14 protein-coding genes and 1 pseudogene are annotated in these 16,326 nt (G+C 47.8%); 5 read left to right on the top strand and 10 right to left on the bottom strand.

What is annotated here, in order from left to right:
- The first annotated feature begins 333 nt into the window (after window positions 1-333).
- The 3 genes from KDK18_RS04560 to yaaA all read left to right on the top strand — a co-directional run bounded on the left by KDK18_RS04560 (window position 334) and on the right by yaaA (window position 4,260).
- Window positions 334-1,737: a PhoH family protein gene (locus KDK18_RS04560; protein ID WP_257253519.1), complete on the top strand. Its 1,404-nt coding sequence runs from the start codon at window positions 334-336 to the stop codon at window positions 1,735-1,737.
- Window positions 1,738-1,963: 226 nt separating this feature from the next.
- Window positions 1,964-3,361 carry a phosphomannomutase CpsG gene (locus KDK18_RS04555; RefSeq protein WP_257253518.1) on the top strand — a complete coding sequence of 466 codons (1,398 nt, stop codon included), beginning with the start codon at window positions 1,964-1,966 and terminating at the stop codon, window positions 3,359-3,361.
- A gap of 125 nt (window positions 3,362-3,486) precedes the next feature.
- Window positions 3,487-4,260: a peroxide stress protein YaaA gene (yaaA, locus tag KDK18_RS04550; RefSeq protein WP_257253521.1), complete on the top strand. Its 774-nt coding sequence runs from the start codon at window positions 3,487-3,489 to the stop codon at window positions 4,258-4,260.
- 74 nt (window positions 4,261-4,334) lie between these two features.
- On the opposite strand, the gene KDK18_RS04545 is transcribed toward yaaA, so the two are convergent.
- The 7 genes and pseudogenes from KDK18_RS04545 to KDK18_RS04520 all read right to left on the bottom strand — a co-directional run bounded on the left by KDK18_RS04545 (window position 4,335) and on the right by KDK18_RS04520 (window position 9,225).
- Window positions 4,335-5,108: a VacJ family lipoprotein gene (locus KDK18_RS04545; RefSeq protein WP_257253517.1), complete on the bottom strand. Its 774-nt coding sequence runs from the start codon at window positions 5,106-5,108 to the stop codon at window positions 4,335-4,337.
- A complete protein-coding gene (locus tag KDK18_RS04540) occupies window positions 5,101-6,411 on the bottom strand; it encodes a hypothetical protein (protein ID WP_257253516.1) in 1,311 nt (436 codons plus the stop codon). Before KDK18_RS04540 ends, KDK18_RS04545 begins: the two co-directional genes overlap by 8 nt.
- 103 nt (window positions 6,412-6,514) lie before the next feature.
- On the bottom strand, window positions 6,515-7,087 hold the full coding sequence (locus KDK18_RS04535; protein ID WP_257253515.1) for a hypothetical protein: 573 nt from the start codon (window positions 7,085-7,087) through the stop codon (window positions 6,515-6,517).
- A gap of 78 nt (window positions 7,088-7,165) precedes the next feature.
- A complete protein-coding gene (locus tag KDK18_RS04530) occupies window positions 7,166-8,452 on the bottom strand; it encodes an OmpP1/FadL family transporter (protein ID WP_257253514.1) in 1,287 nt (428 codons plus the stop codon).
- A gap of 156 nt (window positions 8,453-8,608) precedes the next feature.
- Entirely contained in the window at window positions 8,609-9,004 is a 396-nt protein-coding gene (locus KDK18_RS04525; RefSeq protein ID WP_257253513.1) for a trimeric intracellular cation channel family protein, read from the bottom strand.
- A 36-nt stretch (window positions 9,005-9,040) separates the two neighbouring features.
- Window positions 9,041-9,088, bottom strand: a pseudogene (locus KDK18_RS14655) (hypothetical protein); the annotation flags it as partial.
- Window positions 9,070-9,225, bottom strand: a complete 156-nt coding sequence (locus tag KDK18_RS04520; RefSeq protein WP_257253512.1) for a TRIC cation channel family protein — start codon at window positions 9,223-9,225, stop codon at window positions 9,070-9,072. The pseudogene KDK18_RS14655 and the gene KDK18_RS04520, both read right to left, overlap by 19 nt.
- Window positions 9,226-9,928: 703 nt before the next feature.
- Here KDK18_RS04520 and KDK18_RS04515 point away from each other — a divergent pair.
- Both KDK18_RS04515 and KDK18_RS04510 read left to right on the top strand, forming a co-directional pair.
- Complete coding sequence (locus KDK18_RS04515; RefSeq protein ID WP_257253511.1) at window positions 9,929-11,239, top strand: OmpP1/FadL family transporter; 1,311 nt, start codon at window positions 9,929-9,931, stop codon at window positions 11,237-11,239.
- A gap of 519 nt (window positions 11,240-11,758) precedes the next feature.
- Window positions 11,759-13,045, top strand: a complete 1,287-nt coding sequence (locus tag KDK18_RS04510) for an OmpP1/FadL family transporter (protein ID WP_257253510.1) — start codon at window positions 11,759-11,761, stop codon at window positions 13,043-13,045.
- A gap of 91 nt (window positions 13,046-13,136) precedes the next feature.
- Here the strand turns inward: KDK18_RS04510 and KDK18_RS04505 are convergent, their stop codons facing one another.
- The 3 genes from KDK18_RS04505 to KDK18_RS04495 are packed head-to-tail and all read right to left on the bottom strand — an operon-like array spanning window position 13,137 to window position 16,240.
- On the bottom strand, window positions 13,137-13,898 hold the full coding sequence (locus tag KDK18_RS04505; RefSeq protein ID WP_257253520.1) for an amino acid ABC transporter ATP-binding protein: 762 nt from the start codon (window positions 13,896-13,898) through the stop codon (window positions 13,137-13,139).
- 27 nt (window positions 13,899-13,925) lie between these two features.
- A complete protein-coding gene (locus KDK18_RS04500) occupies window positions 13,926-15,014 on the bottom strand; it encodes an amino acid ABC transporter permease (protein ID WP_257253509.1) in 1,089 nt (362 codons plus the stop codon).
- A gap of 11 nt (window positions 15,015-15,025) precedes the next feature.
- Window positions 15,026-16,240, bottom strand: coding sequence for an amino acid ABC transporter permease (locus tag KDK18_RS04495; RefSeq protein ID WP_257253508.1), 1,215 nt, complete (start codon window positions 16,238-16,240; stop codon window positions 15,026-15,028).
- Between the last annotated feature and the right edge of the window lie 86 nt (window positions 16,241-16,326).

Genomic DNA, 16,326 nt, shown 5'->3' with positions numbered 1-16,326 from the left:
CCTCAATTTCTTGCAATCCTCGCTACGGACGCTTAAGTCCGACAGGCTGCTAGCGAATATTCAACCGAAATTCGCTGGTGGCAGCCTTTCAACCCCTATAAATGGCCCTGAAAAAGCGGAGTAAACGAAAAAATTTGTAACGATTTCCAGACGTATCATTTAGCAGAAATATGAATGTAATCCTCTAAGTTTAGAATCAAATTTCACTTATTAAAATAATAAAATCAGTATTTAAAATTTTTTATTTCTATTGGAAATTTAAACTTGCTGACTTGCTGGTTTTCGATAAGAATCAAATATGAGAGATCCAAAAAAAGGACGAGGAAACCGCCTATGGGAAACGCCTTGCAAGCCAGGCCGATCATCTCAACCCAAACAACCACCTACATTCTCGACAGTAATGTTCTGATACACGACCCTAACTCAATCCTCAACTTTGAAGAGCATCAAGTGCTCATCCCCATGACCGTTCTGGAGGAACTGGACAAGCTTAAGAACGGAAAGCAAACCATCGCCGCTGACTGCCGACAGGCCATCAGGTTGATTGACCAGATACTGGGTACTGCCTCACCCTCGGAGATCGAAGCAGGCGTTCCTATCAGACGTGGTAATAAATCAGAGCCTCAGGGTACTCTCTCAATCCTGAGTTCTCACCGTATAGAAAACATCACCACACTGCCCACCAGCAATAACGATAACCGCATCATCAACGATATCTGTCATTTTCAGGAAACCCATCCGGGTATACCGGTGATCCTGGTGACCAAAGATATCAATATGCGTCTCAAAGCCAGGGGATGCGGAATTCCAACGGAGGATTACCACAGCGACCAGCTGGTTTCCGATATTGGTTTACTCAATAAAGGTTATCGGCTGTTTGAAGGCAACTTCTGGGACCGGGTTTCCCAGGTTCAGACAGAACAGCTGGAGAGTAATACCTATCACCGATTGTTGAAAGAAGAGCTCGGAGAGGACATCCATCTGAACCAGTTTTTACTGGACGACACTGGATTTGTAGCTCGGGTGAACGCCATCACTCAGGACGAAGTCCAGTTGCAACACTTCTGCCGTGAAGCATTAATGAGTCAGGAAGCCTGGGGGCTTCAACCTCTCGATATTCATCAGGCCATAGCCCTGAATCTTTTACTGGACCCCGACATTCATCTGGTCAACCTGACCGGTGCTGCGGGCTCAGGTAAAACCATTCTGGCCCTGGCTGCAGCGATCGAGATGACAGTAGCCACCAAACAGTTCCGTCGAATCATAGCGACCCGTTCAACCCGGGGGCTGGATGAAGACATTGGCTTCCTGCCGGGCACGGAAGCGGAGAAAATGGAGCCTTGGCTGGGCGCCATTACTGACAACCTCGAAGCCCTGCACTACGACGATGAATCCACCAACAGCAGTGTGGATTACATTCTCAAGCAGGTCCCTCTCCATTTCAAATCCCTGAACTATATCCGGGGACGAAGCTTTCAGCAGAGCCTGATCATCATTGATGAATGTCAGAACCTGACACCGCACCAGATAAAAACCATTATCACCCGTGCGGGTTCCGGTAGTAAGGTCATCTGCCTGGGCAACCTGGCTCAGATTGATACCCCTTACCTCGCACCGACCAGTTCGGGACTGACTTACATGACTGAACGATTTAAAAACTTTCCACACGGTGGCGCAGTCCAACTACAGGGAGTCCCACGCTCGCCACTGGCGGCATACGCTGAAGAAAATCTATAATTTTCACTTACCTCAGAACGATAGCCAGACTTGATCGTCTGGCTATCAAAAACCGACAGCCATTAATCATTAACTTTCCTCCCCCTAAAGCCCTGCTCACCAGCAATCTGAACCACTTTTTAACGCCTTATTGGCGAAGCACTGCACTTTTGCGACATCTTTTGTACTTACGGGTTAACACAACAAAAGGGTATTATTAGAACACCACCAGAAACGGATGTTATGAATGAAATCTCTGAACTGCTTCAAATCCTATGACATCCGGGGCCGCATGCCGGATGAATTGAATGAAGACATTGCCTGGCGCATTGGTCGTGCAACAGCAGAATACTTAAAAGCAGACACCGTCGTTGTTGGTGGAGACATTAGGCTTTCATCACCCTCCCTGAAAGCCGCACTGAGTGATGGCCTGAGATCGGGCGGAGTCAATGTTCTGGATATAGGTCTATGTGGCACGGAAGAAATCTACTTCGCAACGTCACACCTGAAAGTAGATGGTGGCATCATGGTAACGGCCAGCCACAATCCCAGAGACTACAATGGCATGAAACTGGTCAGAGAAGACAGTAAACCTGTTTCAGGTGAAACCGGTCTGCGTGAGATACAGAAGCTGGTCGAGGATACATTTGTTGCTGCACCATTAAACGACGCCTCACCCATAACAGACCGCTCTCTGAAGGGTGATTATAAAGAAGTCAGCGTTCTTGATGACTACATTGATCACATGCTTGGCTACATCCAACCTACTCGGCTAAAGCCCATGAAACTGGTTGTTAATGCAGGTAACGGTGCGGCAGGCCATGTGATTGATGCGATTGAAGCCCGTTTTCAATCCACTTCAGTCCCCATTGAATTTATCAAAGTTCATCATGAGCCCGATGGTAACTTTCCCCATGGCATTCCTAACCCGCTGTTGCCTGAGTGTCGCCCGGCAACCAGCGATGCTGTTCTCGAACATCAGGCCGATATGGGGATAGCCTGGGACGGCGATTTTGACCGCTGTTTCCTGTTCGATGAAAAGGGGCAGTTTATTGAGGGTTATTATATTGTGGGTCTTCTGGGTGAAGCCTTCCTGAACCATACGCCGGGGGCAAAGATCATTCATGACCCGCGACTGACCTGGAATACCATAGACCAAGTCAGGAGTGCTGGAGGAGAGCCGGTGCTTTGCAAAACGGGTCACGCATTTATCAAGGAGAGAATGCGCAAAGAAGATGCCGTTTATGGTGGTGAAATGAGTGCCCACCATTACTTCCGTGACTTTGCTTACTGTGACTCTGGCATGATTCCCTGGCTGCTGGTTACAGAACTATTATCTCAGAAAGGTCGGACACTCTCTGCGTTGGTGGCCGAACGAATAGACAAATTTCCCGCTTCCGGGGAGATCAATAGCACAGTTGAAAATCCAGCACAGACCATTGAGACCATTCTGATCAGGTACGAACAAGATGCCGCTGAAATTGATCGTACCGATGGCATCTCCGTTGATATGGGAGAGTGGCGTTTCAACCTCAGAATGTCTAATACTGAGCCGGTCATTCGACTGAATGTGGAAAGCCGGGGAGATCAGGCGCTGATGGAAGAAAAAACAACAGAACTGGTGACCCTCATTCGATCTCATTAGTGTCTGAAAGTCCGGGTCCAGCTTGCTCTCTCATGCTGCCTAACAACATAATAGAGACAATTCACTACCAAACACCTCCGCCCTCAACTAGGATGTGTTCCATAGTGCTAAGGAAGAAAACCAATATGCTTTTTGTCGTGTCACCTGCCAAAACCCTGGACTATGACACCGCTCCGGTGACGAAAAAGTTCAGTCAGCCAGAGTTCCTGGACCAGTCTCAGGACCTGATTAATCAGTTGCGCAGGCTGAGTCCGTCAGATATCGGCAGCCTGATGAGCATCAGCGACAAACTGTCACAGCTGAATGCAGCCCGTTACGAAGCCTGGCAGCAACCTTTCACCCGGGATAATGCCAAACAAGCTGTCCTCGCCTTCAAAGGTGATGTTTACACGGGACTTGATGCTGAGACTATGAATGCCAAACAGTTTGATTATGCGCAAAAACACCTGCGCATTCTCTCTGGTCTCTATGGTCTGCTGAAACCTCTCGACCTGATGCAGGCATATCGTCTGGAAATGGGCACCCGATTTGCCAACCAGGCAGGAAAAGACCTTTATGCATTCTGGGGCGAACAGATCACCGACAAACTGAACGAAGAAATGGCTGCCCAAAAAGACGACATTCTGGTCAACCTGGCCTCCAACGAGTACTTCAAGGCTGTTAAACCCAAACTGTTGAAAGGTCAGATCATCACTCCGGTTTTCAAGGACTGGAAAGGTGACAAGTACAAAATCATCAGCTTCTACGCTAAAAAAGCCAGAGGCCTGATGTGTCGTTATGCCATAGATAACAGCCTGAAAAAAGTCGATGACCTGAAAGGTTTTGATTATGAGGGCTATAGCTATAACGAAGCCATGTCGAATGACAAGGAGTGGGTGTTTATTCGCAAAGAAGTCTAAGTTATCTTCTTCCAGCTCCGTGATTGCCGTTGAGCTGGAAGACACTTCCCTTCTATTACCAACACAATTCACGGTTACTTAATAATACCCACTTCCAACTCCCGCTTTCTGGTGTAGAGAAAGCGAATGATGTCGTAGCTGAAGGGCGAACTGAAATCGTCATAGCTCATGGGTACGGTGTAACGATAGTTAATGCCATAGATAGCAAACAGTTCAGGTTCGCTAAACACCTGTGCAGGCACCCCAAGAAAATCAATATAATCTTCTGCTACCAGATCGACGACCAGACCACTGACATCCCTCAAACTGAATGGGCCAATCACCGGAACCACCAGATAAGGTCCGGGCCCCACGCCATATTTTGCCAGAGTATTGCCAAATTCATTGGGATGATGGGGCAACCCCATACTTTCAGCAGGATCAAAAAAGCCCAACATACCCAGAGTAGAATTGATGAATAATCGACCGACTGATCTGACAGCTCGCTCACCCTCAAACTGAAGCAGGTTGTTCATAAGAGTGGAAACTTCTTTCAGATTCTGAAAAAAATGGGCAATCCCTATCCGAACGAAAAACGGAGTCACCGTTTCATAAAGCTGCATAACAGGCTCAAGAAAATAGCGATCCAACTGCCGATTGAAAGCAAACACCTCGCGATTGAAGGACTCCAGTGGATCATAAACATCCATAAAAGACATTGGATTGTGATGCCAATTTTCCAACAGCTCATCATCAGTGTCTCTGAACTTCAGAGTATCCATAGGATCTGCATAGGGGATACGCTGATCAGCCAGGACATTAAAGACTATGAGAGAAAAAAACAGCAACAGGAGCCCGGCTCTAGGCATCAGGGAACCCCCTACCCTTCATAAAGCTGAGCATATCCCGTACGTTTTGATGGTATTTCAGATTGCCCATATGCCCACCCAGAGGGTAAATTTTTATCCGCCCTCTGAAGGTGTCATAAAGAAAGTCGAGCCCTTTCTTATCAATAATAAAGTCATCCACATTGTGCATCACACCAACATGGCGGGCACGCTTCAGCCAGGTCTTAAGGCGAGGCAGACCGCTCTGCTCAAAGATAAAAGTGCGCTGCATTCGGAGGGATTTTTTCTGACCGGAGTGGATTCCCTTCTGCCTCTCTACGTAGGGGATCAGCACATTATCGATGTAGCATTCAAAACCGCAAAACATAGCCCGCTTAAAATAAGGAGTTCGACTATCACTTCGCGTGAGCCTGAAATATCCGGGGATCAGTTTGCCGTCCCAGGTCATGACAGCAGAAGTGAAATAAAGGGACGCTACTACCAGCCTGAAATTGACGCCTATCAGCAGCGCCAGCTCTTCTCTGCTCATGGCATAAGTGCTTTTCATCACCTGAACCAGCATGGGTTCATCCAAATCAATACTTTTATGAGCTTTAAAATAGGCAGCCAGCTTGTCAAAGTAGTGATTAAAAAGCGTTGTTGCACTGTCAACGCCCGGCACATCCACCTGTAGTAAACGATCAAGGCTATCGACGGTGCGCCGCAAGTCAACAGGAGGGTTCACTAACAATACTCGTTCAAAGCCAAACGCGTTCTGTTCGCTGTCTATTCGGGCTACAAACGCAGCATTGAGAGCGCCAAGGCTGTAACCTGTCAGATACCAGCCACTAATCTCCAGTTTTTTAAAGGAGAGGACCCGCTTGACAGACGCTTTCATCAAACGATAGATATCTTCTGAATCTTGCCGGGTCAGGCCGGGCCGATGAGTTCGGGAGCTGGAAACAACAAAGTCGTAACTGGTGGGGGATGAGATCTGAATGACATGAAAGCCGGCCTGATAATAAACCTTTTTCAGGAACTCGACCTTACTGGTATCGAAACGCCCCCCAGTACCTGCAATGATAAATATCAACGGAGCAGGTTGCTCCTGCCAGGCCAATTTGAAACGGGGTTTCATCACATCCCAGAATATACCCGGCGCCCCCTTAATGGTTTCGTCAGCCAATCCTAAAATCGCCTCACGGACAGTACCCTGCCCCAGCTTCACCTGTTGCCCGGGCGGAGTGCCAACGACGGTGGCCAGAAATGGATCCCTGATAGGAAAGTCATAAGCCCACGAAGTGCCCAAATAGAAAGGAAACAGAAGTAATAAAAGTTTTTTCAAAATGGCAATAATGCAACTTCGCAACTTCGAAAAACATCCTGCCCACCCCACAATGTCCGTGAGGACCAACGGACAGAACGCCCCTCTTCCAGTCATATCATTACTACTGAGTGTTTTCCGGCGATGAAATCAACAGGTAAACCGTCCAGTCTTTGGAAAACAGGCCACCAGTACTGACCTTTTCCAGAGAGCCCCTGACCTGTCCATTGATGGAATACTGAATTTTTTCGCCTTTCTGGTCTGGCAATGTCACCTCCTTTTGACTCCAACTCCTGGGCAGACATTGACCGATGATACGGTTGGCTTCGTCAAAAGCCAGAGTCGCAGTCTGCTCATCAGGCAGGACTCGACTGCATACATAGCTATAGCGATTGGACCACTGCCAAACCTCACAGCCACCGTTCAGTGGTTGATAGTCTGTCTGCCAGATGGTGATCTTATTGTAAAAAGAAGGCTGTTTACGTATATCCGAAAAGCCATCCCGGCTCTTGGTAAAAAGATGCCCAAGATCCTGACAGATTTTGTCCTGATCAACTGTACGCTTTTCGGTAATGACTTCATCTTTTTCGCCGACAGGCTGGTATGCATACCCCGAAACCAGAGTACCTGCTGTCACCACTAACGCGGCCATCTTGAGACTTTTTTTAATCGTTTTGTTGTTAAAGACTGATTTCATCGACTTATTCCCTGGTTCTGAAAAACCTTCACCAAGACCTTGCCTGCAGAGACAGGCAAGGTCGCAGACGGAACAAGTCTAGAAAATATAATTCAATTGTGCAGCTACAATATTGGAGCTGTTCTTGTAATCGCCTGTTACTGTGCCGTAAAAAGGATTTGGAGTAGCCCTTTGATCCGGGCTGTACTTGGATTCATTGATTTTACCTTCTTTCAGACTCACATATGCATAGGAAATATCAACGGAGATGTTGGTATCAGGCCTCCAGTTTGCTCCCACGGTAAACCAGTTACGATCCGAATCCGGTGTACGGACTGTACGATTGTCATCATCGACGGGGGACTCATCAAACATATAGCCTGCCCTCAGTTTCCACTCTGGCAGTACTTGCCATGTCGCACCAAAACTCCAGGCCCAAACATCTTTCCAGTTGATTGGGACGTAGCTGGACAGGGCAGAATTATCGGCTCTGACATAAAATTCCTCGAACCGGCTCCAACGGGTCCAGGTGGCCTCAGCCATGAGAGTCCATTCATCGTTTAGCTCATGAGTCAGGCTTAGAGCCGCTTTTTCTGGCATAGTGATATCGAGCTTTGCATCTGATTTCAACTCAACCGGGGCCAGACCCTCAACTTTTACATCTCCCTCGATTTCAAAATCAAGTTCTGAGAAGTAAGCAAGGCCAACGTAGGTTTTATCATAAACATTCCACAGTGCTCCCAGAGTCCAACCCAATGCGTTGGCATCACCCTCAATCTTTGCTTTTGCAGCAGGCACAAGGGGATTGACATTTTGAGTTAATTCCCCCTCCACATAGGAACCAATTAACCCAAACCCAACCGAAAGGTCTTCCTGAAATTTATAGGAAACCGTTCCCTGCAGGCTCACGGTTTTAACGCTGGTTTTATTACCAAAGAAACGACCCGCCCAATCCTTGTCATAATCCAGCTCAATACCATTAGGAGCATACCCACTTATACCAAAGCTGATTTGCTCATTCAGTGGCATAACAAAATGCCCAAAAGGAATCCCGCTTGTTGACACGAAATCTTCCGTCTTACCCTGGGCAATCACCGTTCCACCCGCTGTATGCTGACCCTCAAATTCCCCTCCTTCAAGAATGACAGCAGAACCCACAGAAACCTGCATACCCTCAACATAAGCTATACCTGCAGGATTATTGGCTGCAATAGAAGCATCCTGGGGGTTGGAAGCCCTGCCCGCATAGGCTGTGCCCATGTAGCTGGCTGAGTTTTCATAAACGCCGTAACCCGCAGAGTAGACACTGCCAGAATGAAAGGAAACGGCCATAGCGGCAAGAAGAGGTGACAGAACAGCCACCCTCTGTCGTAAACACAAAGTCATTTTCAAACCTCATTGTGTTGTGTGTTGGTTTGAAAGGTATAGACGCAGAAACGCTTCGCTGCCTTTTTTTAAAGGCATAAACGACGATTAGTAAACAACAGTTATTAAAAGCATGGGAGCTCTGATCAAATAGCTATATGTCAGAGCGCGTTAAAGTCATCGGGAAATGGGTGGCAGGTCAAAACGAGGGAGAGATAATTTCTTATAAAGAGCCAACAGTCTGAGTAACAGAACCAGACCCGCAGACAACAATGTGGCCATATTGACGCCAATATAAGACTCTGATGCAACGAAGAGAGCACCACCCGCCATAGCGGCAAAAGCATACACCTCTTTTTTCAGCACCAGTGGCACTTCACCAGACAGCAGATCCCGGATAGCGCCACCGCCACAGCCGGTGAGAACCCCCATCATGACAGCGACAATGGCTGAAGCGCCGAAATCCAGAGCTTTAGTGACACCAATCACCGTAAATACAGCCAGACCCAGCGCATCAGAAATCAACATCATATGATGCGTTTTCTGATGCCAGCGTCTTATCAAAATCGCCAACAGGGTTGAGACCAGAATGACCAGAACGTAATCGTGATCCTGTACCCAGAAAACCGGTGTGCCGCCTAAAAGGACATCGCGAATCGTGCCCCCCCCCCCACGGCAGCGACAAACGCCAGAACCATGGCACCAAAGATATCCATATCTTTACGACAGGCCAGCCAGGCGCCGCTGATGGCAAAGACAGCGGTGCCAAATAAATCCAGAATGTAAAGCAGCATGAAAAAAAGAGTGAGTCCGATTAATTAATATTAAAATTATACGCCCAAGGCCACATACCCCATATCAGGACGCTTACTTAATTGAACAGGAACTTTCCTCAGACTACGGAGGCTTATGCAGGTCCGGATGACCTCATTAGTACTTGTCTTTCATTTATATAAAAAACATCTTAAGTATTCAACCTGACGCAATTACCAAGACTTAGAGAGCAATCTGACTCTCTAATTGCAAATTTTTTTCAATTTTTTTACATCTTTTTCTGATGCTAATTCAAATCTCATCCTTTTATAAAAATCATTAAATATCAAAAAGTTAGCAATATAAGACCGAATCAAAACAGCTTAAATTCATTAAAATGAAAATCGAATACTATTCGAATTTTAATTAACACCCAACCCTGTCTTGACTCGACTCCTCTAAACAGAGATATTTCGTACTGTCGTTTCAAATACCCGTTTCAAAGCACGTTAAAACGTCATTCAACAAGCGGACATTTTTAAACGACAACACACACTAATAATAAGCACAAAAAGACTAGCGGCCCTTCGACCAGCGAACCTGAGAAGACTCGAAAAGAGCAAACAACGTTCGCAATCAGGCAGTCTCATATCACTTGTTAATGAAAAAAGAAGTTCTCTCTGTTGGTAACTTTCTTTTTGTAACAAGGAGTCGCCTCAGGTCTTGCCGACGTCAGGAGTTATAATGAAAAGCCACACTCGTTCCTCGCATTTTTCTCTCACTCCATTAGCTTTGGCCTCCTCTCTGGCAGTTGCTGTTTCAGCAGGTCAGGCAGTAGCCGGTGGTTTTGAAAAAGCGACTCTCTGGGATGCCGAATACACTGCATTGGCAGGTGCAGCTGTTTCTTCTGTCGATGATTCCAGTGCGATCTTCTTTAACCCGGCCGGTCTGGCTTTTGCGGAGTCTGATGATATTGCTCTGCACTTATCTCCTACCTTTAACAAAGTCAGTAGTCCGGCGAATGGTGTCAATTTTACTGATGGCGATACCACCTTCTCTCCGGCTGGCGGCCTGACAGGTCTGACCATACTGGATGAGAAGTTCACTCTGGGTTACGGTATCTATGCCTCTGGTGGTGCTGCTGCCAAGTATGAAGATCTGACTGTTGGCAGCGTACGACCCGTTACAGACGACTACTCTACTGACATCAAGATTATTGAAGCGGGTCTGGGATTATCTTATCGCATCAACAACAACTGGTCCGTTGGGGGTACCTACCGCCTGACTTACGTCGCTGCTGATATCGAATTGATGTCAAATTTAGCGAATGGGGCTGTAGGTGCAGCAGTGGGCTACAACGATATGACCGGTTACAATACCTTCGGTGTTCGTCTGGGTGCGATGTACCGCTCAGATGACGACCGCTGGGGTTGGGGGATCAACTACCGTTCTGAAGTCGATATTGAAGCAGATGGCAAAACATCTTTCAGATCCGGTGCTCCTGGATTTGCTGGCCAAATTCCTCTTGATTTCAGCGATAAAGATGCGACCGCAGAAACAGCTCTGCCCATGCAAATTTCTACCGGCATCGATTACAAGGTAGCTCCACACTGGACCCTGTTCGGTGAGATCACATACACCGACTACAGCAATAACGAACAGATTAAGTTTACCTCCGATGAGGTCAGCAGCCTGCCTGTACCTGCAATTAACTCCAACTGGGAAGATCAGTACAACTACCGTATCGCTGCGGAGTACTCCGGTATAGAGAACTGGGCTCTGAGAGCAGGCTACATTTATACAACAGCCGTCGTACCTGAAGAATATGCTGCGCCCACCTTCTCCAGTCCTGCCGATGCCCACAGCTTTACTCTGGGTGCCGGCACCAGCATTCTTGATGGACAGGTGGATCTGGACTTTGCTGCTGTCTACGACACCGTTAAGAATGACGATGTAAAAGGTGGTGGCAACCTGACCAGCTCTACTCAATCTTACGCGGGTAAGTATGAATCCAGCTCTTACTCACTCCACGCTTCTGCGACTTACCGCTTCTAAGTCGGTTTTTCGGTAGAAACATACAACAAGGCCGCCGGTCGAAAGATCAGCGGCCTTTTTTCTTTCATCACCACGTTTAGCAAACGTGGGTTATCACCATGCACTTAACGTATTAATTACTCAGCCCGACCTGATTACCCACACTGAATGCCTGTTTCGTAATAATCAAAGTACCTTGAATTAATTGAAATCATAAATCGAATAATATTCGAATTATGATTAACAACAGACTTTGCCTTGAATCAATAAGTTAGAAATAAAAATATTTCTTACCACAGTTTCAAAAACCGGTTTCGAAGCACCTTTAAAAGCTTTTTTAATAGCTAATTATTTACAAAAAAATAACAGTAATTTCGATTAAGCATAAATAAAATGGCCTCCGTTCCACCCGCGAACCGGAAAGAATCCACAAGAGCTAACAACGTTCGCACTCAGGCAGGTTCATATCTCTCGTTAATAAAAGAAACCCTTTTTTATAACAGGGAGCTGCCTGAGGTCTTGCCATCATAAGGAGTAATAATGAAAAGCCATACACGCACTTCGCCTTTTTTCCTCGTTTCTGCTCTGGCTGCTGCTGTTTCTGCAGGTCAGGCGGTAGCCGGTGGTTTTGAAAAAGCGACCCTCTGGGATGCTGAATACAGCGCACTGGCCGGTGCTGCGGTTTCTTCTGTCGATGATTCCAGTGCCATCTTCTTCAACCCGGCCGGTATGGCTTTTGCCGAGTCTAATGATATTGCTCTGCATGTATCTCCTACTTTTACTCAGGTCAATGGTCCTGCGAAAGCTCCAAATACTTTTATTGAGGGTGAAACCAACTTTTCTCCTGCTGGCGGCCTGACAGGTCTGTACAAACTGAACGACAAGTTCACTATGGGGTACGGTGTTTATGCTTCTGGTGGTGCTGCTGCGAAGTATGAAGATGTAACGGTTGGTGGCAGCAGACCCGTCACAGATGACTACTCTACTGACATCAAGATTATTGAGGCAGGTCTGGGATTATCCTATCGCATCAACAACAACTGGTCCGTTGGAGGTACTTATCGCCTGACTTACGCCACTGCCGATATCAACATGGTTTCAGATATATTGGGTATAGGCGCTGCAGTGGGCTACAACGACATGAGCGGTTACAATACATTTGGTGTCCGTCTGGGCGCAATGTACCGCTCTGATGATGACCGATGGGGTTGGGGGATCAATTACCGCTCTGAAGTAGATATTGAAGCTGACGGTAAAGCATCCTTCAGATCGGGTGCTCCTGGATTTGGCCCAATACCTGACGACTACAGCGGCATTGATGCAACCGCAGAAACAGCTCTGCCCATGCAGATCTCTACCGGTATTGATTACCAAGTAGCTCCTCACTGGACCCTGTTTGGTGAGGTCACATATTCGCAGTACAGCAACAATGAACAGATCCAGTTTACTTCTGATGAACGACCTCTGGACGTACCCGCAATCAACACCAACTGGGAAGACCAGTACAACTACCGCATTGCTGCCGAATACACCGGTATTGAAAACTGGGCTCTGAGAGCCGGTTACATTTATACAACAGCTGTTGTACCCGAAGAGTATGCTGCACCTACCTTCTCTACGCCAGCCAATGCACACAGCTTTACTCTGGGTGCCGGAACCAGCATTCTTGATGGTCAGGTTGATCTGGACTTTGCGGCTGTCTACGACACCGTTGAGAATGACGATGTCAAAGGCGGTGGCCAGCTGACTGACACGACTACATCTTACGCAGGTAAGTACGAATCCAGCTCTTACTCCCTCCATGCTTCTGCGACTTACCGCTTCTAAGTCGGTTTTTCAGTAGCATCCTATAACAAGGCCGCTGATCAAAAGATGAGCGGCCTTTTTGTTTGGCATTCAGGTGAAGTCCAACAAGCTCTCAGTGATTGAGAATCTGCCCCAAAAATGCCCTGCTACGTTCAGACTTCGGATTATTAAAGAAGACTTCCGGTGTCGCCTCTTCCACGATTTGCCCCTGATCCATAAAGATCATGCGATCTGCTACCGTTTTTGCAAAACCCATTTCATGGGTCACGCAGAGCATGGTCATGCCTTCATTGGCCAGTTCAATCATGACGTCCAGCACTTCCTTGATCATTTCCGGGTCCAGTGCGGAGGTGGGCTCATCGAACAACATGATTTCCGGGTTCATGCAGAGGCTTCGGGCAATCGCTACACGCTGTTGCTGGCCTCCAGAGAGCTGCCCGGGATATTTATCCGCCTGATCGGGAATACGGACACGCTCAAGGTATTCCATCGCCGTTTTTTCCGCTGCTTTTTTAGCGGTTTTCCTGACCCAGAGCGGTGCCAGTGTGCAGTTTTCCAGCACCGTCAGATGGGGGAACAGATTGAACTGCTGGAACACCATACCGACCTCACGACGAACCTTCTCTATATTTTTCAGATCCCGGGTCAGTTCTGTGCCATCAACAATAATCTGGCCTTCCTGATGCTCTTCCAGAGCGTTAATGCAGCGAATCAAAGTCGACTTACCCGAACCGGATGGCCCGCAGATCACGATCTTTTCGCCACGCACCACATCCAGATTAATATCTCTGAGGACATGAAAGTTGTCGTACCATTTGTTAACCCCATTCAACCTGATAACAGGGCTTGCAGGGTCTTTTACTTCCCGGACCATCTTATCCATGAAGACCTCTCATTTTCTTTAATTCTTTTCCAGTCGCTGGCTGTACTTGGATATACCAAAGCAGAACAACCAGAACACAAAGCCGGCAAACAGATAACCTTCTACAGCACTGCCCAGCCACTCGGGGTCATTCAGGGCTGCCTGAACAATCGAAAGCAGATCAAACAGACCAATCACCAATACCAGACTGGTGTCTTTGAACAGTGCAATAAAGGTGTTCACTATTCCGGGAATCACCAGACGCAGAGCCTGAGGCAGAACCACCAGTAGCATACTCTGCCAGTAACCCATTCCGAGACTCTGACAGGCTTCCACCTGCCCTTTTGGAATCGCCTGCAATCCACCACGCACCACTTCGGCCATATAAGCTGACTGGAACATGACAATTCCGATCAGGGCCCGAACCAGTTTGTCGAAAACAATTTCTTCCGGAACAAACAGAGGCAGCATGACCGACGCCATAAACAACACAGTAATCAGCGGAACCCCACGCCAGAGTTCAATATAAGCCGTACAGAAAGTGCGAATGACCGGCATGGAAGATCGCCTGCCAAGGGCCAGCAAAACGCCTACCGGTAATGATGCCAACATGCCATAAAGCGCCAGCACCAAGGTCACCATCAGGCCACCCCACTTATGAGTTTCAACCTCGGGCAGACCGAAGTAACCTCCAGACAGCACCAGCCAGGAGGTAACCGGCAATACCAGCAATCCCAAACCCAATGCCAGCTTCTTGCCGGGAATAGCCGGAATCATCAGCCAACCCAGAATCAGGGCCAACTGCACAAAAAACAGATTCACCCGCCAGATTTCACTCTCCGGATAGAAGCCGTAAATAAACTGATCCAGTCGTGCAGTGACAAAAGCCCAGCAGGCACCGTCAACATTGCAGGCCGAGCGGCTTTCTCCCGTCCAGGTAGCGTCCATAACTGCCCACTGCCATAAGGGAGGAAGGATCAGATAAAGACCGTAAATAAGCGTCAATGTGATCAGTGACTGTGAGGGCGTCGCAAACAGCTTCTCCCGCATCCAGCCTAAAACACCCCTCGAGTTGACCGGGGGCTCTCTTGCAGGAATCATTTTTTCTTCCATCATCGTGCTCTTCATTAAGAGAGTCCTTACCGCTCTACCAGCGATGCCCAACGGTTATACAAGTTCATCAAAACAGATACGGTAAGGCTGATCGTGAGATAAACGGCCATGGTCATGGCGATCACCTCAACGGCCTGACCGGTCTGGTTCAGGGTGGTTCCCGCAAAGACACTGACCAGATCCGGGTAACCTATGGCCGTCGCCAGTGAAGAGTTCTTGATCAGGTTCAGGTACTGATTGGTCAGGGGTGGAATAATCACCCGCATGGCCTGAGGAATCACCACCAGACTCAGCACGCGGCGAGGCTTGAGACCCAGAGCCGCAGCGGCTTCTTTCTGACCTTTGCTGACAGACTCAATACCAGAGCGAACGACTTCAGCAATAAAAGCCGCAGTATAAATACTCAGAGCAAACCAGAGCGCAGCCAGTTCAGGAATTAAAACCAGACCGCCGGAGAAATTAAAACCTTTTAATTCTGGTATCTCCCATCGCAACTGAGCATCCACCAGAAAGCTGGTCACGAGAGGAATCAGCACAACACTTGAAGCCATTGCTGCCTTGATATAAAAAACCGTTCGCCCGCTGTTTTCACGATGCAGAGTGTTGAGCAGCCATGAGCGCATAAAGAATCTCAACACCAGCACAGCAGCAAGACAGGCCATGAAAACCCAGGCAACCGTCACCATACCCGCGTTCAATTCGGGCCAGGGAAGAGAGATACCACGAACATTAATAAAGATGGAGTCAAACAGACTGATGCTTTGACGGGGGTTCGGCAGAATACCCAGAACCGCAAAGTACCAGAAGAAAATTTGCAGCAGCAGGGGAATATTGCGGAAAACCTCAATATAAATACTGGCCATTTTAGACAGGAGCCAGTTAGAGGAGAGCCGGGCCACACCAATCAGAAATCCAAGAATGGTGGCAAAGATAACGCCGAGAAAAGAGACCAGTAAAGTATTGAGTAGGCCTACCAGAAACGTTCTGCCAAAGGTATGGCTTTCGTCGTACTCCACCAGTGTCTGGATAATGCCAAAACCTGCAGACTGGGATAAAAAATCAAAGCCGGTGCTGATGCCGCGATGCTCTAGATTCGACAGGGTATTGTTCACTACCCAGGCGACCATTGCCACAACGGCAAGGATCAACAGAACCTGAAAAAGAACAGCCCGCCAGACCGGGTCGCGCCAGAGTCTTACTAACATAGGGTGCCTTTTATTAGCCATGAAGAATCCGTTCATGGCTCTACTTTTATTTTTGCTATAGGTATTTCGCTAGCAGCCTGTCGGACTTAAGGCTGTCCTACTGCGGTTGCAATAAATTGGTC

The organism is Endozoicomonas sp. SESOKO3, assembly GCF_024606255.1.
Note: the sequence above shows the minus strand (reverse complement) of the source record. Positions and strands in the feature narration are given on the sequence as shown.